Genomic DNA, 23839 nt, shown 5'->3' with positions numbered 1-23839 from the left:
ACAGTTCCACTCAGAACAGTTCCACTCACAACGCGAAGCGGCCCCGGCGAACGGCGTCGACGAGCAACGCGTGATCGGCCTCGGTCTGATCGGCGTACAGCCGGGCGAACCTGCACAGAGCGACATCGAGCGTGTCGGACGTGCCCACGTAACCGGCGATCATCGACGCACCACTGGTACGCGCATGGCCCTTGGCCAGCAGCCGACCGACCACTCCCGCGTAGTCCACGAGGGCCGGAGCATCGATCGAACCCAGGTCGATCGTGCCCTTCATGTTCCGGAACTGCCGCACGTAGTACTGCCTGCCGTCGATGGTCGTCCACCCCAGCAGCGGATCGCTCACCGTCTGCAGATCCTGCTGGTACTCCACCACCCGCTGCCCCTGATGCGCGTGCCACGCATCCTTGCCGTGCACGTACGGCGCCAACACCGAACGCCTCGCCTGCTTGAGCTGCAGGAACACCACGTCGTCCGGGCTCGATCCCTCGAGCAGCGCCACGTACGCCCGCAGTCCGACGCTTCCGACGCCGACGACTCGATGCGCGACGTCGATGAGCGTGTACCCACCGAGCACCCGACGCCAGTGCGGGGAGAGCGTCGTCAGATACTCGTCCAGCCCCTCGGCCAGGAGATCCTCGTCGCGGGCCGAGATGCGGGTGGTGATCGGGGGCTCCTCGACCAGCCTGCGGGTGCCCTCGTGTTCCTCGGTGAACCGGGGAAGGACGCGGTCGCTGGTGCGCCGGCGAGCCTTCTTCGTGGCCCGCTTGATCTCCTTGCGCAGCGAACCCTCGGTGGCGTCGGCCTGCAGTTTCTCCGCAGTGAGCCGCTGGAACGACCGCGACATCAGCGGCTCGTCGGCCAGGCGTGACACCTCGACGCGGTACGCCCGCACACATGCCGCGACGGCTTCCTCGCACTGGGCCTCGGTGCGCCCGTTCTGGCGGCCCGCCACCCAGATGCTCGCGACGAGGCGTCGGAGATCCCATTCCCAGCCGCCGGGGTGCGCCTCGTCGAAATCGTTGAGGTCGATCACCAGATCACGCTCGGGAGATGCGTAGAAACCGAAGTTGCCGAGATGTGAGTCTCCGCTGATCACCGGATTGATGCCGGTCGACGGCAGCAGCGCCACGTCTCGGGCCATGACGATGGCGGTGCCGCGCAGGAACCCGTACGGCGACTCCACCATCCGTTCGGCCCGCACCGGGATCAGCCAGTCGATTCGACCGTCGTGGGAGAACTCGATCTGGCGGATCGGGTCGTAGCGATCCGCGGGCGGAGTCCAGTCGCCCATCGACTCGCGGGAGACCTTGTCACGCAACTGCTTGCCGAGTTCGTAGCGTTCGGCACGTGGCGTCGGCCGTGATCGGAGCGAGGCGTAGGCCTGACGACCCATCTCGCCGATCTCGGGAAGCACTGCATGACCTTTTCGAGCATCGGGCATGACTAGAACTGTATGACCTGTGCCTCAGTCCGTGGTCGCGGGACGCCCGGGTCGATCGAGCAGACGAACCTCGGGAGGAAGACCCCATTCGTTGCGGCCGAGTCGACTGGCCGGGGCGACGGCGGCGAACGACGGCAGCCCGTCGTCGGCCAGGGCATCGGTCCGGACGGCGAGGGCGACGACGCGGCCCATGACGACGAAGGAGTCCCCGACCTCGACGATTCGGTGCAGCGTCGCCTCGATCGCGATGGGTGAGTCCGCGACGCGGGGCGGGGCCACCTTCTCGCTGTGTTCGCTCGCGATACCGAGCTCCTCGAGCTCGCTGACGCCGTGCTCGTAGCCGGCCGAGGACGCGTTGATCTGCTCCACCATCGCGTCGGTGGCCACGTTGATCACGAACTCGCCCGTCGCCTCGATGTTCCGCAGGCTGTCCTTGCGGCCCACGGACGTGAACTGCACGACGGGCGGGTTGGACGAGGACACCGAGAAGAAGCTGTACGGCGCGAGATTGGCCACACCGTCGGCGGACACCGTGGAGACCCAGGCGATCGGACGCGGCACCACGGACGCTGTGAGCAGGGGATAGAAGCCACCGGGCGGCATCTCGGACGGATCGAAGACAGTTCTCACTGCTCCATGGTGTCAAACAGGACACATGCGGGCCGACTAGGGCGCCGACGCGAGAATCTGACAATCTGAAGTGGTGAACCCGTCCAGTGCTCAGGCCACAGCTGTCGTCGACGAACTCGTCCGCGGTGGTGTTCGAGACGTCGTGCTCTGCCCGGGCTCGCGGAACGCGCCGCTCGCGTTCGCTCTGCAGCAAGCCGACGCCGACGGACGGCTTCGCTTGCACATGCGCATCGACGAACGGACTGCAGGGTTCCTCGCGATCGGCCTTATTCTCGGCAGCGGTGCCCCGGTACCGGTGGTGATGACGTCGGGCACCGCCGTCGCCAACCTCGGCCCCGCGGTACTCGAAGCCAACTACGCCCGCCTACCGCTGATCGTGCTCAGCGCGAACCGCCCGTACGAAATGCTCGGGACCGGCGCCAACCAGACCGTCGAACAACTCGGGCTGTTCGGCAGTCAGGTGCGCGCGACCATCAGCCTCGGGCTCGCCGAGACCGATTCGCAGAACAGTCAGTGGCGCAGCGCCGTGTGCCGTGTCCTTGCCGCGTCCCGCGGAACCAGGTCGGGAAACGCCGGCCCCGTCCACTTCGACATCCCACTGCGCGAGCCCCTCGTGCCCGATCTCGCCGACGCCACCGCCGCACCCGCGGGCCGTGTGGACGGGTCCGCCTGGACGACGACCCAGCAGGCGACGCTCGACGTACCCGTCGACATCGATCTGTCGATCGACACCGTCGTCGTCTCCGGGCACGGCGCGGCCCTGCGGCCGGAGTTGGCGGGGTTGCCGACCGTCGCCGAACCCACAGCTCCGCTGCACGGGCTGCCGCTGCATCCGCTCGCGCTGGCACAACTGCGGCCGAAGCAGGCGATCATCACCGGCCGCCCGACGCTTCATCGCCCGGTCTCCGCCCTCCTCGCCAACCCCGATGTCGACGTCTTCGCGATCACGACGGGTCCGCGGTGGCCCGACGTCTCCGGCAACGTTCTGGCCACCGGAACGCGGGCTGTGGTGACGGGAAACCCGAGCGAGGGATGGCTCGCACGCTGCGGCGAACTGTCCGCGCGCGCCGACATCGCCGTGCGGGACCAGCTGGCGGCGCACCCGAAACCCACCGGCCTCCACGTCGCCGCAACGGTCATGTCCTCGTTGCGGGACGGTGACCAACTGCTGCTCGGAGCATCCAACCCGGTGCGCGACGCCGCACTCGTGGCGTATCCGACGCCGGGAGTCCGGGTCCGGTCCAACCGCGGCGTCGCCGGAATCGACGGCACCGTGTCGACGGCGGTCGGTGCGGCACTGACGAGCCCCGGACGCACCATCGCGTTGCTCGGTGACCTGACGTTCCTGCACGACGCGTCGGGCCTGCTCATCGGTACCGGTGAGCCGAGGCCGGAGGACTTGACGATCGTCGTCGCCAACGACGACGGCGGCGGCATCTTCGAACTGCTCGAACAGGGCGATCCGCAGTACGCCGGTGCATTCGAGCGTGTCTTCGGAACCCCGCACGGCATGGATCTCGCTGCCCTCTGCGCGGCCTACCGAATTCCGCACTCCCGCGTCGACGTGACCGAACTGGCCGACGCGCTCGCCGGCCCCGCTCCTGCCCCTCTTGGTCGTTCCGCAGGCTCCACTCCTGCTCCCCATGGTCGTTCCGCAGGCTCCACTCCTGCCGGCATCCGGGTACTCGAAGTGACGACCGAACGCTCCGGCCTACGTGAACTGCACGCCGGGATTCGCGCTCGGCTGTAGGAGTTCGGTCAGTCGGTGTCTCTCGCTTCGGCCCACTCGACGGTCTCGCGGGTTTCCTGGTCGACCATGTCCTTGATCATGTCGTTGATGAGCGACTCGATCTTGCCGCCGATCAGAGGGATCTTGACGGTCGAGCGGCCGCGCACCGTCAGGATCGACCCGTCACCGTCGGGTCGAAGCGCCAACGTGCCCTCGACCTTCGCAGGCAACGATGACGAGCCGCCCGCGAGGGTGCCGTCGGCTGCATCGCCGTCGAGTGGCCCCCAATGGTCGGTGCGGGTGATCAGCAACTTGCCCTTGATGACCTTCTTGACGAACCCCGGCAGCTCGGACGTGCCGACCTCCTCGGAGATGTCGACGGTGAAGGCGCCGTCCTCGTGGCGGATCATTTCGTATCCGTCGGTCTTCTTGGCCTTCTCGAACCGTGCCAGCCACTGATCTTCACTGGTCAGTGCTTCGTGGACGTCGGCGGGAGGGTACTCGGAGACGATCGTGAACTCGAAGTCGCGAGACATGCCAGCAGACGCTACCTAAAGAGGCGAGCCGGTGGGCGCACAGTAACGTTTATCGGCGTGAGCACCCCGAAAGTCACGCATCGAGCGCGGATCTCCGTCCTGATCGTCGCTACCGGGATTTCCGTTCTGGCGTTCCTGTTGGTGGTCGCGGCGTGGCAGAACGATCGCACCATCACCTCGGACGAGGGACGCGCGACGGCGGAAGTGCTGTCGGCGGGAAAGTTGCGTTCCGCAGTCAGCTTCGTGACCCCGGACGGTGTCACCCACAATCCCCAACTGGGTGTGCTGTACCCAACCAATCTCATTGCAGGACAACGCATCGACGTGGAGTACGCGCGTGAAGATCCCGATCTCGTCCGTGTGGCCGGCCGTGACGCAAGCGTCGCGCTCGTTCCCGCCGGCTCGGTCATCGGCGGGACCTGGATCGTTGCGGGTGGAGTGTTGTTCCTTCTCCGGCGGCGGGAGACGTCGGCTTCCTGATCGGCCGAGCGGGTCGCATTGTCCGATACTCCGCGCATCGACGGGAATGCGGCAATCGAAGAAAGTATCGGGCAATTCATCGCATCATGGGCGATCGTGGGTCAGGCGGTGGACGACGGCTCTCGCGGATCCATCGTCGTCTCGCGCCGGGACTCTTGTGTGACGCCGCGCAGCATTAGCGCGAACTTCGCCCGCTCGTAACGTCGGCGCTGCCGGATGGTCCGAGTGCGACTCCACACTGAGGATCGTGCGAGTAGCCATCGTTGCGGAATCGTTCCTACCCAACATGAACGGCGTCACGAATTCGGTGCTTCGAGTTCTCGAACATCTCCAGCGCACCGGCCACGACGCCATGGTCGTCGCTCCGGACAATCCAGCGGGCAAACCGCGAGCCTCGATCGAGCACGATCGCGTACCGGTCCATCGAGTACCGGCCGTCATGGTCCCCAGGATCAGCTCGCTTCCTGTCGGCGTGCCCGGCCCGGGCCTGACGGCGACGATCCGTGAATTCGCTCCGGACGTCGTTCATCTCGCGTCTCCGTTTCTGCTCGGTGCGGGCGGACTCGCAGCGGCCGGCCGCCTCGGTGTGCCCGCGGTGGCGGTCTACCAGACCGACGTCGCAGGGTTCGCCGAAAGCTACGGCCTCGGTCTGACATCCCGTGCGGCATGGCGGTGGACACGTCGGGTTCACCGCGGAGCGGCACGGACGTTGGCCCCGTCGAGCTCGGCCGTCGAGGCACTCGAACTGCACGGTGTTCCGCGGGTCCACCGTTGGGCCCGAGGTGTCGACGCCGTCCGTTTCGCGCCGTCGTCGCGCCGGGAGGCGCTGCGTACGCAGTGGTCGCCCGACGGCAGGCTGATCGTCGGGTTCGTCGGGCGTCTCGCTCCGGAGAAGCACGTCGAACGACTCGCCGCGCTGCCCGACGACGTGCAGGTGGTGATCGTCGGCGACGGTCCGGACAGGGGCGCTCTCGAGAAGCTGATGCCGACGGCGGTCTTCACCGGCCAGCTCGGCGGCGACGAGTTGGCGCAGGCGTACGCAAGCTTCGACGTCTTCGTGCACCCCGGCGAGCACGAGACGTTCTGCCAAGCCGTCCAGGAAGCACTCGCCAGCGGGGTCCCGGTGATCGGTCCCGACGCCGGAGGCCCACGCGACCTGGTGGCGCACTGCCGCAACGGCTACCTGTTGCCCGTCGACAGATTCTGCGAGTTGCTGCCGAGCGCCGTGGCGGCATTGGCCTCGCCTGTCATGCGTGCCCGGTTCGGTGAGGCCGCCCGCACGTCGGTGCTGCACCGCACCTGGCCCGCGATCTGCGACGAGTTGCTCGGCCACTACGGCGACGTCCTCGGGTGGCAGCGCGAGCGGTCGCTGAGAACGGCCTGATCCCGGCGGCGGCTAAACTCGATCGTGTGCCTACAAGTTCACGTGCCACCCTCGAGAAGGAACCGCACGAGGTCGCCTCGATGTTCGACGGCGTCGCCCGTCGGTACGACATCACCAACACCGTTCTGTCGTTCGGTCAGGATCGCAGTTGGCGGAAGCTGACCCGCGCTGCGTTGAACCTGAAGCCGGGGGAGAAGGTCCTGGACCTCGCGGCTGGAACCGGGGTCTCCACGGTCGAACTGGCGCGTAGCGGCGCGTGGTGCGTCGCAACCGATTTCTCGAAGGGGATGCTGCAGGCGGGCGCTGCCCGGCCGGTGCCGATGGTGGCAGGCGACGCCATGCACCTGCCGTACGCCGATGCCAGTTTCGACGCCGCGACCATCTCCTTCGGGCTGCGGAACGTCTCCGACTTCCAGGCGGGTCTGAAGGAAATCGCGCGTGTCACCAAGCCCGGCGGTCGCCTCGTGATCTGTGAATTCTCGACGCCGACGTTCACCCCGTTCCGCACGGTGTACATGGAATATCTGATGAAGATGCTCCCTGCCGTGGCGCGGGCCGTCTCGTCGAATCCGGACGCCTACGTATACCTGGCGGAATCGATCCGCGCCTGGCCGACGCAGGAGCAGTTGGCCACCACCATCGCCGAGTCGGGCTGGTCCGGAGTGCAGTGGCGCAATCTCACCGGCGGAATCGTCGCGCTGCACCGCGCCGTGCGCTGATCGTCAGGTGAAGGGCGGCCGGCTGTCGACCTTCAGTGACGCGGTGCCCGACGCTCTCCATGCCCTGGCGACGAGGTCCGAATCTGCCTCCGTCACCAGGTTTCCCATGACGCGCACCGCGACGGTCATCAACGCACGCGAGCGCATACCGATCGGTCCCGTCGCGGGCAGGAAGCGAGGGACGGTCAGGAGCCCGGCGAGGCGTCGGGCGATGGAGAAGGCCTGTCCGTAGTGCTCACGCAGCAGCGTCGGCCATGCCAGTGTGAGGTCGTTCTCGCTCAGCATGTCGGCGACGAACCGGCCGCCTTCGAGGCCGTAGTCGATTCCTTCGCCGTTGAGCGGGTTCACGCACGCGGCGGCGTCGCCGATGATCGCCCAGTTGACTCCGGCCACGTTCGAGACCGCGCCGCCCATGGGAAGCAGAGCCGACGCCACTGCGCGAAGGTCACCCGTCAACGACCAGTCCTGTCGACGCTGCGAGGTGTACAGATCCAGCAGTGGCCGCAACGCTCCGGGGCCGGGGCGCTTGGCTGTCGCCAATGTACCGACGCCGATGTTCACCTGACCGGTGCCGAGCGGGAAGATCCAGCCGTAGCCGGGCTGTACGGTGCCCGCGGCGTCACGCAGTTCCAGGTGGGAACTGATCCACGGATCGTCCGACCTGTCGGAGTCGATGTACGCGCGGGCAGCGACCCCGAACGTGGTGTCGCGATGCCACTGTCGACCGAGTTTCTTACCGAGTGTGGAACGCACACCGTCGGCGACGATCAGCTTCTCGCAGCGGATCTCCTCACCGTTCGCGAACGTCACCGAGGTGACTTTCGCGCCGTCTCCGGTTGCGTCGACGGCCTTCGCGCCCTCGATCATCGTGGCACCGGAATCGACCGCCGCAACACGGATTCGGTCGTCGAGTTCGGTTCGCGGGACTGCGCTCCCGACCGTCGGCAAGGACCCGCCCGGCCATTCCAGCTGAAGTTCCTGACCGAAACCGGACAGCCGCAGGCCGCGATTCTCCGCTCGTCCGCGAACCCAGTCGCCGAGTCCCAGACGATTCAGCTCGGCGATCGCGCGCGGTGTAAGTCCGTCGCCGCACGTCTTGTCACGCGGAAAGGTCGCCGCGTCCGCGAGGACGACATCCCGGCCTGCTCTTGCCGCCCACGCCGCGGCGGACGACCCGGCAGGGCCCGCGCCGATGACGAGGACGTCGGTGCTTCGCACAGCGCTCACCCGTCCAGTAAAGCAGTGGCGCCGACGGGCCTGCTCCCGCGGGGTTTCGGCCCCCTCTCGCGTGGTGTGTGGCACCTTCCGGCGCTCGCCCGCGCCAGGTTCACTACGGTAGAGACGAAACGACGCCCCCGACGAGGACAGGACGAACAATCGTGAGCACTTTCGACGCGGCCGGATCGACGGTCGTTGCCGGGGTCGACCTCGTCGATCCGCAGCTTGCAGACACCGTCGCCGCGGGGCTGGAACGCGTCGAGAAGCTGATGATCGCCGAATTGTCCGACGGCGAGGATTTTCTCACCGAGGCCGCGCTGCACTTGGCGAAAGCGGGCGGTAAGCGATTCCGTCCGCTGTTCACCGTGCTGACGGCTCAGCTCGGACCCAACCCGACGGACGAGTCGATCGTCACCGCAGCGACCGTCGTCGAACTGGTGCACCTGGCGACGCTGTACCACGACGACGTGATGGACGAGGCGACGATGCGGCGCGGTGCCGAGTCGGCGAACTCGCGCTGGGGCAACAGCATCGCCATTCTCGCCGGCGACTACCTGTTCGCCCATGCGTCGCGGTTGGTGTCGACGCTCGGTCCCGAGGCCGTCCGCATCATCGCCGAGACGTTCGCCGAGTTGGTCACCGGCCAGATGCGCGAGACCATCGGCGTCAAGAAGGACGAGGATCCCGTCGCACACTATCTCCGCGTCGTCTGGGAGAAGACCGGTTCGTTGATCGCGGCGTGTGGACGCTTCGGCGGTACGTTCTCCGGCGGAGACGCTGATCACGTCGCGTCGCTGGAACGTCTCGGCGACGCTGTCGGTACGGCGTTTCAGATCTCCGACGACATAATCGACATCTCGTCGGCGACGGAGCAATCGGGCAAGACGCCGGGCACCGACCTTCGTGAAGGTGTGCACACACTGCCTGTTCTGTTCGCGCTTCGGGAGGACGGCGCCGACGGCGATCGATTGCGGGTACTGCTCGACGGCCCCGTGACCGACGACGCGTCGGTCACCGAGGCGCTCGAACTGTTGGGGCGCTCACCGGGAATGGTTCGGGCCAAGGAGACTCTGGGAGAGTTCGCCGCGAAAGCACACGCCGAGCTCGAGAAGCTCCCGCAGGGTGCAGCCAACGATGCGCTGGGTCGACTGGTGGACTATACCGTCGAGCGGGTCGGCTAGATCCCGCTCGTCTCCGGCGCGCTACCCACGGGGAACTTCGTGGGGTGCGCTGATCGTTCTTCCCGTGGGTAACGAGAGAACTTCGGGAAGAGGCGCTGCAATGGGTTTCGCGAACAACGCAAAGACGTTCGGCCTGTTGGTCGGTATGTCCGCGCTCATCGTCTTCGTGGGGGCGTTGTTCAACAGTCCGACGATCTTGTTCGTGTCGATCGCGCTCGCCGTCGGGATGAACGGCTACGCCTATTTCAACAGCGCGAAGCTCGCACTGCGAGCGATGCACGCCCAGCCGGTCACCGAGGTGGAACAGCCGGCGATGTTTCGCATCGTGCGCGAGTTGGCGACGACGGCGCACCAGCCGATGCCCGCGCTGTACATCAGCCCGACGAACAACCCGAATGCGTTCGCCACCGGCCGCAATCCGCGCAACGCTGCGGTGTGCTGCACCACCGGCATTCTTCAGATCCTGGACGAGCGTGAGTTGCGGGCCGTTCTCGGCCACGAACTGTCGCACGTCTACAACCGCGACATTCTGATCTCGTCGGTGGCGGGCGCGATGGCCGCGGTGATCTCCGGGCTCGCGAACTTCGCGATGTTCGCATCCATGTTCGGCGGCCGCGGCAACGGCGGCGCCAATCCCTTTGCGCTGCTGCTCGTCTCGCTGCTGGGGCCCATCGCGGCCACCGTCGTCAAGCTGGCGGTGTCGCGTTCTCGCGAGTATCAGGCGGACCGGTCGGGAGCCGAGCTGACGGGCGATCCGCTTGCTCTGGCGTCGGCGCTGCGCAAACTGGAGCGAGGCGTTCAGGCGGCACCGCTGCCGCCTGAACCGCGCCTCGCCGCCGAGTCCCACCTGATGATCGCCAGCCCTTTCCGGGCCGGAGACAAGGTCGGCAAACTGTTCTCCACGCACCCGCCGATGGCGGACCGCATCGATCGCCTCGAACGAATGGCCAGGGGGGAGTAGAGCTAGCGGTAGTTGACGAACTGAAGCGCGAGGCCGAAGTCCTCGGACTTGAGCAGCTGCTGCACAGCCTGCAGGTCGTCCCGCTTCTTGCTGCTGATGCGTAGCTCGTCGCCCTGGATCTGCGCCTTGACGCCCTTGGGGCCGTCGTCGCGGATCTTCTTGGTCAGCTTCTTCGCGTTCTCGCTCGAGATGCCCTGAACGAGCTTCCCGGTCACCTTGTAGACCTTGCCCGACGCCGCCGGCTCGTTGGTCTCGAACGCTTTCAGCGACACATCGCGGCGAATCAGTTTTTCCTTGAAGACGTCGAGGGCGGCTTTCACCTTCTCTTCGCTCTCGGAGGTGATCACGATCACCTCGTTGTCGCCGCTGCCCGACCACTCGATCACGGTGCCGGAACCGCGGAAGTCGAACCGCGTCGCGAGCTCCTTCGCAGCCTGTCCCAGAGCGTTGTCGACCTCTTGACGGTCGACCTTGCTCACTACGTCGAAGGAAGAATCAGCCACGTGCAACTCCTGTACTCGAATCGGTTTCGATCGGCTTCTGTGAGCCGATCCGTGAGGCTCGTCCTGACGACGTTAGCTCGTTCGCACCCGCGCTATCCACCCGGTTTGCGTTTCCGGGGGACGTTCGTTGTATTCTTCTCTCCGCGTCGAAGAGAGCGAAAGTTCTCGTCGAGCACCCGGCAGATTGCCCGAGCGGCCAATGGGAGCGGACTGTAAATCCGTCGGCTTATGCCTACGTAGGTTCGAATCCTACATCTGCCACACAGATGCCCCGGCGAGAGAAATTCTCGCTGGGGTTTCTACTGTAAGAGGATCCGCAGAAGGCGCGGCGAGCACGCAATTTGGTACTCGACGCTCGGACTGTGTAACCTCTTGAAGGCTTCGACGCACGGCTTGCCGCGTAGAGAAGCGAACGCCCCCTTAGCTCAGTCGGTAGAGCGTTTCCATGGTAAGGAAAAGGTCAACGGTTCGATTCCGTTAGGGGGCTCGCTGGATTGGATGGTTCGCGTCCACACCCTTGTTAGTGAGATGGTGTAGGGGTGAGCACCTGAGGCGGTGTAGCTCAGTTGGTAGAGCAAACGACTCATAATCGTTGCGTCGCCGGTTCAAGTCCGGTCACCGCTACACAAGAAGAATGCACAGTCCTGATTAACCGGATCAGATTTACCCGAAAGTAGGCATCCAGTGGCCTCCTCCACCGATGTGCGGCCCAAGATCACCTTGGCCTGCGAGGTTTGCAAGCACCGTAACTACATCACGAAGAAGAACCGCCGCAACGATCCCGACCGCCTCGAGCTGAAGAAGTTCTGCTCGAACTGCGGCACGCATCGCGCGCACCGCGAGTCTCGCTAGTCGCGAGCCTCATCGGCTGCTGGTTCTCGTTCGGAGTCGACGCCACGCGTTAGGCTTACTTTTCGTGCCCTAACCGCATCTGCGTCCTGGGTAGAAAAGGTTCTTTCAGCGTGACCGAGTCAGTGCAGGACCCAGAGCTGGTGCAAGATCCAGCTCTGCATGCGGCGGCGATGGTGGGCCACCACTACAAGGTGGACCACGCCTACGAGGTCGGTCGTGAGAAGGTGCGTGAGTACGCCCGTGCCGTCCAGGACTGGCACCCCGCCCACCACGACGAGGATGCAGCCAAAGGCCTCGGATACGACGGCCTGCTTGCCCCGCTGACGTTCATCTCGTTGGTCGGCATCATCGCGCAGTCGCGGATGTTCAAGGAATTCATCACCGGGTACGACCCGAGTCAGATTCTGCAGACCGATCAGAGGCTGCAATTCCACAAGGCCATTCAGGTCGGTGACGAGTTGTCCTGCGAGGTCTACCTCGAATCGTTCCGCCAGATGAGCGGCAGTGACATCATCACCACCAAGAACATCGTGACCGATCAGAACGGCGAGCTGGTCCAGACGACCTGGACGACGCTGGTCGCCCGAACCGGCGGCGAAGTCGATGAGAACATCGCCCACGCAGTCAAGGAAGTGATCATGCATGGCGCTTCGTAGTTTTGCGGATGTGGCGGTCGGCGACGAGCTGCCCGAGCGCGTGGTCAAGCTGACCCGCGGTGACCTGGTCAACTACGCCGGCGTGTCCGGTGATCCCAATCCGATCCACTGGAGCGACGAGGTCGTCAAGCTCGCGGGATTGGACAACGTCATCGCCCACGGCATGTTGACGATGGGTCTCGGCGCTGGGTTCGTGACGTCGTGGCTCGGCGACCCGGGTGCGGTCACCGAGTACAACGTCCGCTTCACCAGCTCCGTGTACGTGCCCGCGGATTCGGCCGCGTCGGTCGAGTACACCGGCAAGGTGAAGTCGGTCGACCCCGAATCCAAGTCCGCGGTCATCGCGATCACAGCGAAGTCCGAGGGCAAGAAGATCTTCGGTAGGGCGACGGCAACCGTCCGTCTGGCCTGACCTGCCTGATTTCAAACTTCCATAGCCTGTGCAGTACACTGAGATTTCTGGGGTTGTTCAGCGCTGCGCGCTGCCAAGACTCTCTTTCGAGGGTGTGAGGTAGCGCGTACGTCGTGTGTGACTCCAGAACGGTCCGATTCCAATCGGGTTGGACCGAAGGGGCGTAGCTCAATTGGTAGAGCAACGGTCTCCAAAACCGTAGGTTGCAGGTTCAAGTCCTGTCGCCCCTGCCCATGTGGCTCCCTCACCGCATTTCCGGTGAGGAGAGCGACGGTGTCAGCTACTGAGAGGAACGACGGGTGAGCGAGGAGCGCGGCAAGCGCGAAGACGAGTCCGGGGATTCGTCAACGCCCGATTCGTCGACGCCGGATGCCTCTGTATCCCAGAACGACACTTCCTCCGCCGCTGTCGCCAAGCCTTCCGGCAAGCGCACCGCGCGACGTTCACGGACCGCAGGCGCTGCGTCCGAGCCCGTATCGATCTCCAAGTCGTCGGACGGCAAGTCCACCGCGCCGGCAGGCAAGGCATCCGTTGCCACCCGCCCGCCGAAGTCCCGCGAGGCGAAGCGCCCGAACATCTTCAAGCGTCTGATCCAGTTCCTGCGCGAGGTCGTCGCAGAGCTGCGCAAGGTCATCTGGCCGAACCGCAAGCAAATGGTCACCTACACCAGCGTCGTGCTCGTGTTCGTGGCGTTCATGGTCGCGTACATCAGCGGTCTGGACCTGGCATTCACGCAAGGCGTCGAGTGGCTGTTCGGTTGACACCGATCCGCTGGCCGAGTCCGATGAGTAGTACGACATGCATGAAACGACAGAAAGGGTGCCTGCTGTGAGCACGCCGCACAACGACGCCACCGAAGTGGCCGCATTCGACGCCGATGTCGAGGCGACCAAACAGGGCCTCGAAGCGGAGCAGGCCGCTCTGGACCGCGAGACCGACGAGGCCATCGCTGCCGACGTCGCCGCTGCCGCCGGTGACGACGCGGTAGCCGACGAGACGGCAGAGGCCGAGCCCGCCGAGGTCGAGGATCCGGTCGCCGAGTTCAAGGCAGCTCTCCGACGCGCACCCGGTGACTGGTACGTCATCCACTCGTACGCAGGCTACGAGAACAAGGTCAAGACCAACCTCGAGACTCGTGTGCAGAACCTCGACGTCGGCGACTACATCTTCCAGGTCGAGGTCCCGATCGAAGAGGTCACCGAGATCAAGAACGGCCAGCGCAAGCAGGTCAACCGCAAGGTTCTGCCCGGCTACATCCTGGTCCGGATGGAACTCAACGACGAGTCGTGGGGCGCGGTGCGCAACACCCCCGGTGTCACCGGATTCGTCGGCGCCACGTCGCGTCCGTCGCCGCTGACCATCAACGAGGTCGTCAAGTTCCTCATGCCGCAGGACGGGCAGAAGAAGGACGCGAAGGCCACGGCTGCTGCAGCCGAGGGCGCTACCACCGAGACCACGTCGAAGCCGGCCATCGAGGTCGACTTCGAGGTCGGCGAGTCCGTCACCGTCATGGACGGCCCGTTCGCGACACTCCCGGCCAGCATCAGCGAAGTCAACGCCGAGCAGCAGAAGCTCAAGGTGCTGGTGTCCATCTTCGGCCGTGAGACTCCGGTCGAACTGGGCTTCACGCAGGTCGCCAAGATCTAGTCGGCGCCGCGTGGGCGAGCCCACACAGAACTTGCAGTAGTTACCGCAAGAAACCCGAGCGAATACAAGGAAAAAGAAATGCCCCCGAAGAAGAAGAAGCTAGCCGGGATCATCAAGCTTCAGATCCAGGCAGGACAGGCCAACCCTGCTCCTCCCGTCGGCCCCGCACTGGGTCAGCACGGCGTCAACATCATGGAGTTCTGCAAGGCGTACAACGCAGCGACCGAGTCGCAGCGCGGAAACGTCGTGCCGGTCGAGATCTCGGTCTACGAAGACCGTACGTTCGACTTCAAGCTCAAGACTCCTCCCGCCGCCAAGCTGCTGCTCAAGGCTGCAGGCGTCGCCAAGGGTTCGGGCGAGCCGCACAAGACCAAGGTCGCCAAGGTGACCATGGACCAGGTGCGCGAAATCGCCAAGACCAAGGCAGAAGACCTCAACGCCAACGACATCGACCAGGCCGCGAAGATCATCGCCGGTACTGCTCGTTCGATGGGCATCACGGTCGAAGGCTGACCTAGGCCTCGTCACACACGAAGCGTCACGTGGGAGGGCCTGCCAGGCCTGTCAACCACACTGAACTCATGATTGGACAGTAAGAAATGGCAAAGCGCAGCAAGGCCTACCTCGAGCAGGCCGCAAAGGTGAATGCAGACAACCTGTACTCGCCGCTTCAGGCAGCACAGTTGGCCAAGGACACCGCGTCGAGCAAGTTCGACGCCACCGTCGAGGTCGCCGTTCGTCTCGGCGTCGACCCTCGTAAGGCCGACCAGATGGTGCGCGGCACCGTCAACCTTCCCCACGGCACCGGCAAGACCGCTCGGGTCATCGTTTTCGCCGCTGGTGAGAAGGCTGCAGAAGCAGAGGCAGCAGGAGCCGACGTCGTCGGCGCAGAGGATCTGATCGAGCGCATCCAGGGCGGTTTCCTGGACTTCGACGCCGCGATCGCCACCCCGGACCAGATGGCCAAGGTCGGCCGCATCGCCCGCGTCCTCGGACCGCGTGGCCTCATGCCGAACCCGAAGACGGGCACCGTCACCAACGACGTCACCAAGGCCGTCAACGACATCAAGGGCGGAAAGATCAACTTCCGCGTCGACAAGCAGGCCAACCTGCACTTCGTCATCGGCAAGGCATCGTTCGACAACGCCAAGCTGGTAGAGAACTACGGTGCGGCACTCGACGAGATCCTCCGTGCGAAGCCGTCCTCCGCCAAGGGCCGCTACGTCAAGAAGATCACCGTCTCGACGACGACCGGACCGGGAATCCCCGTGGACCCGAACCGCACGCGTAACCTCCTCGAGGACGACGCAGAAGCGTAAGCAGTAGTACCGGAAGAGGGCCGACCCCACCGGGGGTCGGCCCTCTTTCGTATTTCGTGCGTCTCGCGGAACCGATCAGGCTCGCGCGAAGTTGGACGACAGTTCGCCGAGGATTTCGTCCCACAGTGGACGGGGGAGGTCGTGGCCCATTCCGCCGATGAGGTGGAGTGAGGATCCGGGGACTGCTCGGGCGACGGCTTTGCCACCGGAGGGGCGCATGAGGCGGTCGGCGCGGCCGTGGACGACGACGGTGGGTGCGGAGATCTGCGCGGCGATCCGGCGGAGACTGCCTGTCCCGGTCACGGCGGCCATCTGGCGAAGTGCGCCGGCGGGGTTGTAGTTGCGGTCGTACATTTCGCCTGCGGTGACGAGGAGTTCTTCCATGGGCGTGGGATACGCGGGGCTGCCGATGATTCGTCGGGTGTTGGCGGAGTGGGCGACGATCTGTTCGCGGGTGGCGCCCGGGCCAGGGCCTTTCATGAGGGGGAGGAGTGCGCGCGGGTCGGGCGGCGGCAGGAAGGCCTCGTTGGTGCTGGAGAAGATGATCGCGGTGCTGAGTACGCGATTCGGGTACAGCCCGGCGAAGACCTGCGCGATCATTCCGCCCATGGATGCGCCGACGACGTGTACCTGTTCGATGTCGAGGTGGTCGAGTAGGCCTTTGGTGTCGAGTGCCATGTCCTTCAGGGTGTACGGGACGGTGCTCGACGCGCCGAGGCCCGTGCGGATCAGCCGGAGCAAGGCGGAGCCTTCGATGCGGAGCCCGTCCATCTTGGTGGACAGTCCGATGTCGCGGTTGTCGAATCGGATGACCCGGAATCCCAGGTCGACGATTCGCTCGCAGAATTCCTTGGGCCACAGCGTCATCTGGGCACTGAGCCCCATGATCATCAGGACTACCGGGTCGTCGGGGTTGCCCATGTCCTCGTAGGCGAGTTCGATGCCGTTCGACGGTGCGAAGCCGGTGCGGGTCTGCATTGGTTCTCCTTCACCAGCCTGGGTCGTCGAGCATGGGCACGACGAGGAAGCTGGGGTTCTCGGGATCGATGACGATGTCCTGGCTGCGGGCTCGGGTTCGAAGCAGGTCGGGGAGGATGGGCATGAATCGGGGCGGGTCGGCGGCGAATACGTCGACTCTCAGGCGGTGTCCGACGGAGATCGCGGCTTCGGTGGTGAGCAAGTCGATGTCGAGGGTCAACGGTTCACCGACGGGTACCGGAAGCATCGAGGCTTCGGTCAATGGGTGGTGCGGGCGGGTGTAGTCACCGTTGGGGGCGAACAAGGACTTCTCGTCGTCGACGGCTCGGCGCGATGCGAGCAGGGCCCCGTTGGTCACGACGGTGGACGTGCCGTCGGGTGCGACGTCGCACACCATGATGGCCCAGAGTGCTTCTCGTGCACGGCATACGACGCGCAGATGCAGATTCATCGGTCCCGAGATCACCGTGTCGACCGAGGCCGGCATCGTCGTGAAACTGACCGCGGCGCCCTCGGCGAATCGATTGTCGTAGGTGAAGCCACCGCCGAGGACGGCGGTGACTCCGGCGAGCACCTGCGTCGTGTCCCGTGAGACGACGGCTCGAAGCGAGGGGCGGACGGTGAATGTTCCACTGCTGCCGTCGGATCGGCCGCCGAGTGTGCCGTCGGCTGCTGCGTGCCGCGCCGTTCCCGACGTGGCGGCGGACAGGTAGAGCCGTTGCGGTACGGCGTGGGGTGCGGGGAAGCGGCCGTGGGCCGTCCACGATCCGCCCTGGCTGCGGAGCGTGACGGGCCCGAATCGCTCGATACCGTTGTCCTCGTCGCGTAGCCAGCGGTCGAACCATGCTCGTTCCAGTACGTCCAGCCGTGGCGGGAAACCCGGTCGGCCGAAGCCGATTCCGGGGTTGCCGTGATAGCCGTCTCCGACGAGGAGTTGTTTCCGGCCGCGTTCGAGGGCCAGGCGGTTGTAGATGTCGGGTGCGGATCCACCGAAGATGTCGTGCCAGCATCCGTACACGAACGTGGGGACGTCGATCTCTTCGATGTCCGCGTCGATGTTGTCGTAGTACGGGTCGTCGTAGATCCGGGTGTCGCCACCGGTCAGGAAACCTTTGGCAAGGTCGAACATGTGGGTCGCGGGGGATGCCGCTCGGTCGCGAAGCCACGTCAGGGCGTCGACGCCGCGGAGCGTCGGAAACCATTTGAGCGCGTTCACCGCCGTCAGCCACAACGGGATGAACAGTGACGGTGCACCTCCCGTCGCGAAGATCTCCCGAACGATGTCGACGGAGCCCTCCACGGCGAACACTGCGTGCAGGCCGTCGGGCCGCTTGGATGCTGCTTGCAATGCGTTGATGGCGGAGTAGGAGATACCGGTCATGCCGACGCGGCCGTTGCACCAGGGCTGGGAGGTGATCCAGTCGATGATCTCGACGGAATCGAGCTGCTCGCGATCCCCGAGGATGTCCCACGTGCCGTTCGACGAGCCGGTACCACGTGCGTCGACGATGACCTGGACGTAGCCGCTTCGAATCAGATGCCGGTTGACCGACAGCAGATCGGCGGCACCGCCGTCGACGATGCGCGTGATCTCGGTGATTCCGTCGAACGCGGTGTTGCTCAGGTCGAATCGACGCGACGCACCGCGAAGGGCACGTCCCAGGACGGGCGCCCCGAGGAGTGTGTCGATGCCGGTGATCAACCGCTTGTTGTACGGGGTGATGTTGAGGACCGCGGGCAGTGCGGTCTCCACGGCCCGACCCGCCGCGTCGGCCGGACGCATGACATCCGCGCGTAGCACCGTCCCGTCGCTCATCGTGACCGGGACGTTCCGTGCGCGTGCGATCCGCGGGTACAACGGTGGTGATTCGACGAGGCTGCGCCAGGCGGCAGCTGCGTCGCCGCCGCTCGGGTCGCGCTCCGGGCTCGATCCGGCGGAGTCCGGTAGGAGCAGTGGGCGTGGCTGCGCTGCCGTCATGTTCTCGATTCAACAGCCCCGAGTACCGTCTTGTCCTGCGTGCGCCGATTGTTGTTCACGATGACAGCGTCGCCGGTGCGTCGTCACAGCAGCGCGTTTTGGACTTTGCGGCGCAGCGCTGTAGTCTGGTTGACGGCTCTGAATCGGATTTCGGTTCGGATCCGCCCAAACAAGTTCTACCCAAGACCGTTGGTCACCGCCTTCTCGGGGGATTTCTTTCACGAGATTGCGGTTGAAGGTCCGAGACACTCGGACGGCCCACGCAGGAGAACGAGGTAAGGGACCTGTTCGACGGTTAGGGTCACTCCACGCCGCCATCATGTCTACGCCCCGTGTGCCTCCTGCACCGGGGCGTTCGTCGTTTCTGCAGGACCTCTCGCGATCGACATAACTTCCACGAGAGGAGGCGAAGTATGGCAAAGCCCGAAAAGGTCTCAGCGGTTTCCGAGATCACCGAGCAGTTCAAGGGTTCGACGGCTGCCGTCGTCACGGAATACCGTGGCCTGTCGGTATCCGGATTGACCCAGCTGCGGCGTGCGCTCGGCGACAGTGCCACCTACTCCGTCGCCAAGAACACCCTGGTCAAGCGCGCTGCTGCCGAAGCCGGCATCACCGGGCTGGACGAGTTGTTCGTCGGACCGACCGCCATTGCGTTCATCAAGGGCGAGCCGGTCGACGCTGCGAAGGCCATCAAGGCCTTCGCGAAGGACAACAAGGCCTTGGTCGTCAAGGGCGGCTACATGGACGGCGCGACGCTGTCCGTGGACGAGATCAACAAGATCGCGGACCTCGAGTCCCGCGAAATCTTGCTTGCAAAGCTCGCAGGTGCCATGAAGGGCAACCTGTCGAAGGCTGCAGGACTGTTCAATGCACCTGCTTCGCAGGTTGCACGTCTGGCTCAGGCATTGGCAGACAAGAAGGCCACCGAAGGTTCTGCAGCTCCCGCAGCTGCTGCAGCCGAGGCACCGGCAGAAGCAGAAGCTCCCGCCGAAAGCTGATCCGCACTCACAGCGACAGCTACACAACCAACCTGTGTCGCGGATCAGCGACTCGGTACTAAAGGAAGGACCGCCACCATGGCGAAGCTCAGCACCGAAGAATTGCTCGACCAGTTCAAGGAGCTCACCCTCCTCGAGCTCAGCGAGTTCGTGAAGGCATTCGAGGAGACCTTCGAGGTCACCGCAGCCGCTCCCGTCGCCGTCGCCGCTGCTGGCGCACCGGCTGCCGGTGGCGCTGACGCTGCCGAGGAGCAGGACGAGTTCGACGTCGTCCTCGAGTCGGCCGGCGACAAGAAGATCCAGGTCATCAAGGTCGTCCGTGAGGTCGTCTCCGGCCTCGGCCTGAAGGAAGCCAAGGACCTCGTCGAGAGCGCTCCGAAGGCAATCCTGGAGAAGGTCGCCAAGGATGCAGCCGAGGCTGCCAAGGAGAAGCTGGAAGCAGCCGGCGCGAAGATCTCCGTCAAGTAATTCTGGCGTAGCTCGTACACACGAAGGGCCATCCCCACTCGGGGGTGGCCCTTCGTCGTGTCGTGTTCGGGTCTGTTACCTATGTCTTCGCCTCGGTTCTGTTCGTTCTCACAACGCTGTGCCGTTGGGTTTCATCACAAATCGGGCGAGTCGCACGCGTGTCGTGGTGAGATGAGCCACACTGATGCAAGGACCGCAGCCCGACTCGGGGAAGTTATTACTGGGCAGTAAGCTCCGGTGTCGGTGTGGACACTCGTGTGCGATAGAGTGACCCAACCCACATCCGGGTCGATGTGAACGAACTGTGGAGGTCAGCGTGGGAGTCGAGGTTTCGGTCGAGGGATTGACCAAGTCTTTCGGTGTCCAGAAGATTTGGCAGGACGTCACTTTGACGTTGCCGTCGGGCGAGGTCAGTGCACTGCTGGGACCGTCGGGAACCGGTAAGTCGGTGTTCCTGAAGTCGCTGATCGGTCTCCTTCGCCCCGAGCAGGGCAAGATTTTCATCGACGGGACCGACATTCTGCAGTGCAGTTCGCGGGAGCTGTACGAGATCCGCAAGCTGTTCGGAGTGCTGTTCCAGGACGGTGCTCTCTTCGGGTCGATGAACTTGTACGACAACGTGGCGTTCCCGCTGCGTGAGCACACCAAGAAGTCCGAGTCCGACATCCGCAAGATCGTCATGGAGAAGCTCGAACTGACGGGCCTGATCGGCGCGGAGGACAAGCTGCCCGGCGAGATCTCCGGAGGTATGCGCAAGCGCGCCGGCTTGGCCCGTGCGTTGGTGTTGGACCCGGAGATCATCCTGGTCGACGAGCCGGACTCGGGGTTGGATCCGGTACGTACGACCTACATTTCGCAGACGTTGATCGACATCAACGCCGAGATCGATGCGACCATTCTGATCGTGTCGCACAACATCAACCTGGCTCGGACGGTGCCGGACAACATCGGGATGCTGTTCCGCCGTCAGTTGGTCATGTTCGGTCCGCGTGAGGTGCTGCTGACCTCCGACGAACCTGTGGTCAAGCAGTTCCTGAACGGCACGATGATCGGGCCGATCGGTATGTCGGAGGAGAAGGACGAGGCGCAGATGGCGCACGAGCAAGCTCTTGTCGACGCCGGGCATCATGCTGGTGGTGTCGACGACGTGGAAGGTATCGTGCCGCAGATGAAAGCGACTCCCGGTACGCCGGTTCGGCAGGCAGTCGGTCGCCGTCAGGAGCGGGTGCGTCAGATCATGCACACCCTTCCGCAGAGCGCTCAGGTCGCCATTCAGGAAAGCCTCGACACCACGGACCCCGGCAGCCAGACACCCGCGTACGCGGGGAGCCAGACGTACGAGAACGACGGCCACACCGGTTACGACAACGCCGGCTACGACAACGCCGCGTACGACAACTCCGGCTACGGCAACTCCGGCTACGACCAATCCGGGTACGACAATTCAGGCTATGACACTTCAGGACGTAGCGATCAGGGCCACGGTCCTGCGCAGGGGCGGGGACAATAAGCACCATGGGGGGATCGAAGAAGTCCGCTCTTGCTCCGGCGGGCGCAGCACTCGCGCAAGCCGGAAACATCGTAGAACTACTGGTCGACGTCGTTCGGAACACGTTCAGACGGCCCTTCCAGTTTCGCGAGTTCATCGAACAGGCCTGGTTCATCGCCAGCGTCACGATTCTGCCGACGGCGCTCGTCGCCATTCCGTTCGGCGCGGTCGTCTCGCTGCAGACGGGTTCTCTGATCAAGCAGCTCGGCGCCGAGTCGTTCACCGGCGCGGCGAGCGTCCTGGCGGTGATCCAGCAAGGCAGCCCGATCGTGACGGCGCTGCTGATCGCCGGTGCTGCCGGGTCGGCTGTGACCGCCGACCTCGGTTCGCGAACCATTCGTGAAGAGATCGACGCGATGCGAGTACTCGGAATCGACCCGATTCATCGTCTGGTCGTACCGCGCGTGCTCGCCATGATCCTCGTCGCGCTGCTCTTGAACGGATTGGTGTCCGTCGTCGGAATCGCGGGCGGCTACTTCTTCAACGTCGTGCTGCAGGGCGGTACCCCCGGCGCTTACCTCGCCTCGTTCTCGGCGCTCGCGCAGCTGCCGGATCTGTATGTGGCCGAACTGAAAGCAGCGATCTTCGGGCTGATCGCAGGCATCATCGCCTCCTACAAGGGACTCAATCCCAACCCCGGCCCCAAGGGCGTCGGCGAGGCAGTGAACCAGACGGTGGTCATCACCTTCCTGCTGCTGTTCTTCGCCAACCTCATTCTCACCCTGGTGTACCTCCAGGTCGTGCCGGCGAAGGGAAGCTGACGCGCAATGACCATCGCCAAAGGTCGCGGCGACCGTACTCTCATGCGCGCGAAGCGCATCGCCGGTGCTCCGCTCACCGTGTTGGACAACGCGGGCGAGCAGATGTCGTTCTACGTGCGTGCCATCGGATGGATTCCGCGCACGCTCGTTCACTACAAGAAGGAAGTTCTGCGACTTCTCGCCGAGGTCACCTTCGGCTCGGGAGCCCTCGCGGTCATCGGCGGCACCATCGGCGTCATCGTCATGATGTCCGGTGCCACCGGTGTGGTCGTGGGTCTGCAGGGATACGCCGCACTCGAGCAGCTCGGAAGCTCGGTCCTCACCGGCTTCCTCTCCGCGTACGTCAACACGCGTGAAATCGCGCCTGTCGTCGCAGGTCTCGCCCTGTCCGCGACGGTCGGGGCCGGATTCACGGCACAGCTCGGCGCGATGAGAATCTCCGAGGAGATCGACGCGCTCGAAGTGATGGCGGTGCCCAGCGTTCCGTTCCTCGTCACCACACGCATGATCGCCGGATTCGTCGCCGTCATCCCGCTCTACATCGTGGGACTCCTGGCGTCGTACATCGCATCACGCGGAATCAGCACGATATTCAACGGGCAGTCGGGTGGGTCGTACGACCACTACTTCAATCTGTTCCTACCGCCCGAGGATGTTCTCTATTCGTTCCTCAAGGTGTTGATCTTCGCGTTCGTGCTGATCATGATCCACTGCTACTACGGATTCCATGCATCGGGCGGACCTGCAGGCGTCGGGGTAGCCGTGGGCCGCGCCGTGCGAACGGCCATCGTGACGGTGGCGGTACTGGACTTCTTCCTCAGCCTCGCAATCTGGGGAACCACGACGACAGTGAGGGTTGCAGGATGATCGACTCGCCGTCGCGGCTGAAGCGACTTCTGCTCGGCCTCGCGTTCTTTCTGGTGTTGATCCTCTTCCTCGGATGGTCGGTCACCTCGTACAACAAGACCTTCAAGAAAGTCGTCAGTATCGACCTGGTGACCGATTCGGTGGGTAATGCGTTGCCCAGCAACGCGGATGTGAAGGTTCGCGGTTTGATCGTCGGTGAAGTGCGGTCGGCGTCGTCGGTCGACGGTGTGGTGACGGCGAAGTTGGCGATCGATCCGGACAAGGCCGATCTGATTCCGTCGAACGCGACGGCGCGGTTGTTGCCCAAGACGTTGTTCGGTGAGCGGTACGTGGCGTTGCAGATTCCCGAGAACGACACGGCGTCGCCGATCACCGACGGGACCGTGCTCAGGCAGGACACCAGTGGCAGTGCCATCGAGGTCGGTCAGTTGTTGGACAACTTGCTGCCGTTGCTCGATGCGATTCCGCCGCAGGATCTGGCGAGCACGTTGGGTGCGTTGGCGCAGGGTCTGAGTGGTCGTGGTCAGGAGTTGGGGTTGACGATCGATCGGTTGGACACGATCTTCAAGGGT

26 protein-coding genes and 4 tRNA genes are annotated in these 23839 nt (G+C 64.6%); 23 read left to right on the top strand and 7 right to left on the bottom strand.

The window, feature by feature from the left end; genetic code table 11:
- Positions 1-25: 25 nt before the first annotated feature.
- Complete coding sequence (locus H292_RS0119540; RefSeq protein ID WP_051127777.1) at positions 26-1441, bottom strand: DUF2252 domain-containing protein; 1416 nt, start codon at positions 1439-1441, stop codon at positions 26-28.
- A gap of 24 nt (positions 1442-1465) precedes the next feature.
- The gene (locus H292_RS0119535) at positions 1466-2071 is read right to left on the bottom strand and encodes a flavin reductase family protein (RefSeq protein WP_020112493.1); all 606 of its coding nucleotides are present in this window, start codon (positions 2069-2071) and stop codon (positions 1466-1468) included.
- A 73-nt stretch (positions 2072-2144) separates the two neighbouring features.
- On the opposite strand from H292_RS0119535, the gene menD reads away from it, so the two are divergent.
- Positions 2145-3821, top strand: coding sequence for a 2-succinyl-5-enolpyruvyl-6-hydroxy-3-cyclohexene-1-carboxylic-acid synthase (gene menD, locus H292_RS0119530; protein WP_027498937.1), 1677 nt, complete (start codon positions 2145-2147; stop codon positions 3819-3821).
- 8 nt (positions 3822-3829) lie between these two features.
- Here the strand turns inward: menD and H292_RS0119525 are convergent, their stop codons facing one another.
- Positions 3830-4336 carry a DUF2505 domain-containing protein gene (locus H292_RS0119525; protein ID WP_019666444.1) on the bottom strand — a complete coding sequence of 169 codons (507 nt, stop codon included), beginning with the start codon at positions 4334-4336 and terminating at the stop codon, positions 3830-3832.
- 57 nt (positions 4337-4393) lie between these two features.
- Here H292_RS0119525 and H292_RS0119520 point away from each other — a divergent pair, with 57 nt between their 5' ends.
- From H292_RS0119520 to H292_RS0119510, 3 genes are all read left to right on the top strand, one after another.
- On the top strand, positions 4394-4816 hold the full coding sequence (locus H292_RS0119520; RefSeq protein ID WP_019666443.1) for a DUF3592 domain-containing protein: 423 nt from the start codon (positions 4394-4396) through the stop codon (positions 4814-4816).
- A gap of 247 nt (positions 4817-5063) precedes the next feature.
- Entirely contained in the window at positions 5064-6200 is a 1137-nt protein-coding gene (locus H292_RS0119515) for a glycosyltransferase family 4 protein (RefSeq protein ID WP_027498936.1), read from the top strand.
- 26 nt (positions 6201-6226) lie between these two features.
- On the top strand, positions 6227-6919 hold the full coding sequence (locus H292_RS0119510) for a demethylmenaquinone methyltransferase (protein ID WP_026348028.1): 693 nt from the start codon (positions 6227-6229) through the stop codon (positions 6917-6919).
- Positions 6920-6922: 3 nt separating this feature from the next.
- Here H292_RS0119510 and H292_RS0119505 read toward each other — a convergent pair whose 3' ends face one another.
- Positions 6923-8221 carry a geranylgeranyl reductase family protein gene (locus H292_RS0119505; RefSeq protein WP_141216230.1) on the bottom strand — a complete coding sequence of 433 codons (1299 nt, stop codon included), beginning with the start codon at positions 8219-8221 and terminating at the stop codon, positions 6923-6925.
- Between the two features lie 77 nt (positions 8222-8298).
- Here H292_RS0119505 and H292_RS0119500 point away from each other — a divergent pair, with 77 nt between their 5' ends.
- Both H292_RS0119500 and htpX read left to right on the top strand, forming a co-directional pair.
- A complete protein-coding gene (locus H292_RS0119500) occupies positions 8299-9318 on the top strand; it encodes a polyprenyl synthetase family protein (protein WP_019666439.1) in 1020 nt (339 codons plus the stop codon).
- A gap of 100 nt (positions 9319-9418) precedes the next feature.
- Complete coding sequence (htpX, locus tag H292_RS0119495; RefSeq protein ID WP_019666438.1) at positions 9419-10279, top strand: zinc metalloprotease HtpX; 861 nt, start codon at positions 9419-9421, stop codon at positions 10277-10279.
- Positions 10280-10281: 2 nt separating this feature from the next.
- Here the strand turns inward: htpX and H292_RS0119490 are convergent, their stop codons facing one another.
- Positions 10282-10782: a YajQ family cyclic di-GMP-binding protein gene (locus tag H292_RS0119490; RefSeq protein WP_019666437.1), complete on the bottom strand. Its 501-nt coding sequence runs from the start codon at positions 10780-10782 to the stop codon at positions 10282-10284.
- A 178-nt stretch (positions 10783-10960) separates the two neighbouring features.
- Between H292_RS0119490 and H292_RS0119485 the strand changes: the two genes are divergently transcribed.
- From H292_RS0119485 to rplA, 11 genes are all read left to right on the top strand, one after another.
- Positions 10961-11043: transfer RNA gene (locus H292_RS0119485), tRNA-Tyr, on the top strand.
- 153 nt (positions 11044-11196) lie between these two features.
- Positions 11197-11269 (top strand) — tRNA-Thr (locus tag H292_RS0119480).
- 64 nt (positions 11270-11333) lie between these two features.
- Positions 11334-11406 (top strand) — tRNA-Met (locus H292_RS0119475).
- 60 nt (positions 11407-11466) lie between these two features.
- Positions 11467-11634, top strand: a complete 168-nt coding sequence (gene rpmG, locus H292_RS0119470) for a 50S ribosomal protein L33 (RefSeq protein WP_019666436.1) — start codon at positions 11467-11469, stop codon at positions 11632-11634.
- A 170-nt stretch (positions 11635-11804) separates the two neighbouring features.
- Positions 11805-12290, top strand: a complete 486-nt coding sequence (gene hadA / locus H292_RS0119465; RefSeq protein ID WP_196248810.1) for a (3R)-hydroxyacyl-ACP dehydratase subunit HadA — start codon at positions 11805-11807, stop codon at positions 12288-12290.
- Complete coding sequence (gene hadB, locus H292_RS0119460) at positions 12277-12702, top strand: (3R)-hydroxyacyl-ACP dehydratase subunit HadB (protein ID WP_026348024.1); 426 nt, start codon at positions 12277-12279, stop codon at positions 12700-12702. Before hadA ends, hadB begins: the two co-directional genes overlap by 14 nt.
- A 157-nt stretch (positions 12703-12859) precedes the next feature.
- Positions 12860-12932: transfer RNA gene (locus H292_RS0119455), tRNA-Trp, on the top strand.
- A 69-nt stretch (positions 12933-13001) separates the two neighbouring features.
- The gene (secE, locus tag H292_RS0119450; RefSeq protein WP_020112490.1) at positions 13002-13463 is read left to right on the top strand and encodes a preprotein translocase subunit SecE; all 462 of its coding nucleotides are present in this window, start codon (positions 13002-13004) and stop codon (positions 13461-13463) included.
- A gap of 67 nt (positions 13464-13530) precedes the next feature.
- A complete protein-coding gene (gene nusG, locus H292_RS0119445) occupies positions 13531-14349 on the top strand; it encodes a transcription termination/antitermination protein NusG (RefSeq protein ID WP_019666432.1) in 819 nt (272 codons plus the stop codon).
- A gap of 78 nt (positions 14350-14427) precedes the next feature.
- Positions 14428-14862, top strand: coding sequence for a 50S ribosomal protein L11 (rplK, locus tag H292_RS0119440; protein WP_019666431.1), 435 nt, complete (start codon positions 14428-14430; stop codon positions 14860-14862).
- A gap of 86 nt (positions 14863-14948) precedes the next feature.
- Positions 14949-15668, top strand: coding sequence for a 50S ribosomal protein L1 (gene rplA / locus H292_RS0119435; RefSeq protein WP_019666430.1), 720 nt, complete (start codon positions 14949-14951; stop codon positions 15666-15668).
- Between the two features lie 75 nt (positions 15669-15743).
- Here rplA and H292_RS0119430 read toward each other — a convergent pair whose 3' ends face one another.
- Both H292_RS0119430 and H292_RS0119425 read right to left on the bottom strand, forming a co-directional pair.
- Positions 15744-16646 carry an alpha/beta fold hydrolase gene (locus tag H292_RS0119430; protein WP_019666429.1) on the bottom strand — a complete coding sequence of 301 codons (903 nt, stop codon included), beginning with the start codon at positions 16644-16646 and terminating at the stop codon, positions 15744-15746.
- Positions 16647-16656: 10 nt separating this feature from the next.
- Entirely contained in the window at positions 16657-18624 is a 1968-nt protein-coding gene (locus H292_RS0119425; RefSeq protein WP_020112489.1) for a CocE/NonD family hydrolase, read from the bottom strand.
- A gap of 413 nt (positions 18625-19037) precedes the next feature.
- On the opposite strand from H292_RS0119425, the gene rplJ reads away from it, so the two are divergent.
- The 6 genes from rplJ to H292_RS0119395 form a co-directional block, all read left to right on the top strand.
- Positions 19038-19622, top strand: a complete 585-nt coding sequence (rplJ, locus tag H292_RS0119420) for a 50S ribosomal protein L10 (protein ID WP_019666427.1) — start codon at positions 19038-19040, stop codon at positions 19620-19622.
- Between the two features lie 78 nt (positions 19623-19700).
- The gene (rplL, locus tag H292_RS0119415) at positions 19701-20090 is read left to right on the top strand and encodes a 50S ribosomal protein L7/L12 (RefSeq protein ID WP_019666426.1); all 390 of its coding nucleotides are present in this window, start codon (positions 19701-19703) and stop codon (positions 20088-20090) included.
- 316 nt (positions 20091-20406) lie between these two features.
- On the top strand, positions 20407-21600 hold the full coding sequence (locus tag H292_RS0119410; RefSeq protein ID WP_176458781.1) for an ABC transporter ATP-binding protein: 1194 nt from the start codon (positions 20407-20409) through the stop codon (positions 21598-21600).
- Positions 21601-21605: 5 nt separating this feature from the next.
- Positions 21606-22400, top strand: coding sequence for an MlaE family ABC transporter permease (locus H292_RS0119405; RefSeq protein WP_019666424.1), 795 nt, complete (start codon positions 21606-21608; stop codon positions 22398-22400).
- 6 nt (positions 22401-22406) lie between these two features.
- A complete protein-coding gene (locus H292_RS0119400; protein ID WP_019666423.1) occupies positions 22407-23267 on the top strand; it encodes an MlaE family ABC transporter permease in 861 nt (286 codons plus the stop codon).
- Positions 23264-23839: MlaD family protein (locus H292_RS0119395; RefSeq protein WP_020112487.1), on the top strand; the 576-nt coding region annotated here is incomplete at its 3' end. The genes H292_RS0119400 and H292_RS0119395, both read left to right, overlap by 4 nt.

Origin of the sequence: Rhodococcus sp. 114MFTsu3.1 (genome assembly GCF_000383555.1) — a bacterium.
Classification (GTDB): domain Bacteria; phylum Actinomycetota; class Actinomycetes; order Mycobacteriales; family Mycobacteriaceae; genus Rhodococcoides; species Rhodococcoides fascians_E.
The sequence above is the reverse complement of the archived record's forward strand: the minus strand, read 5'-3'. Positions and strand labels throughout refer to the sequence as shown.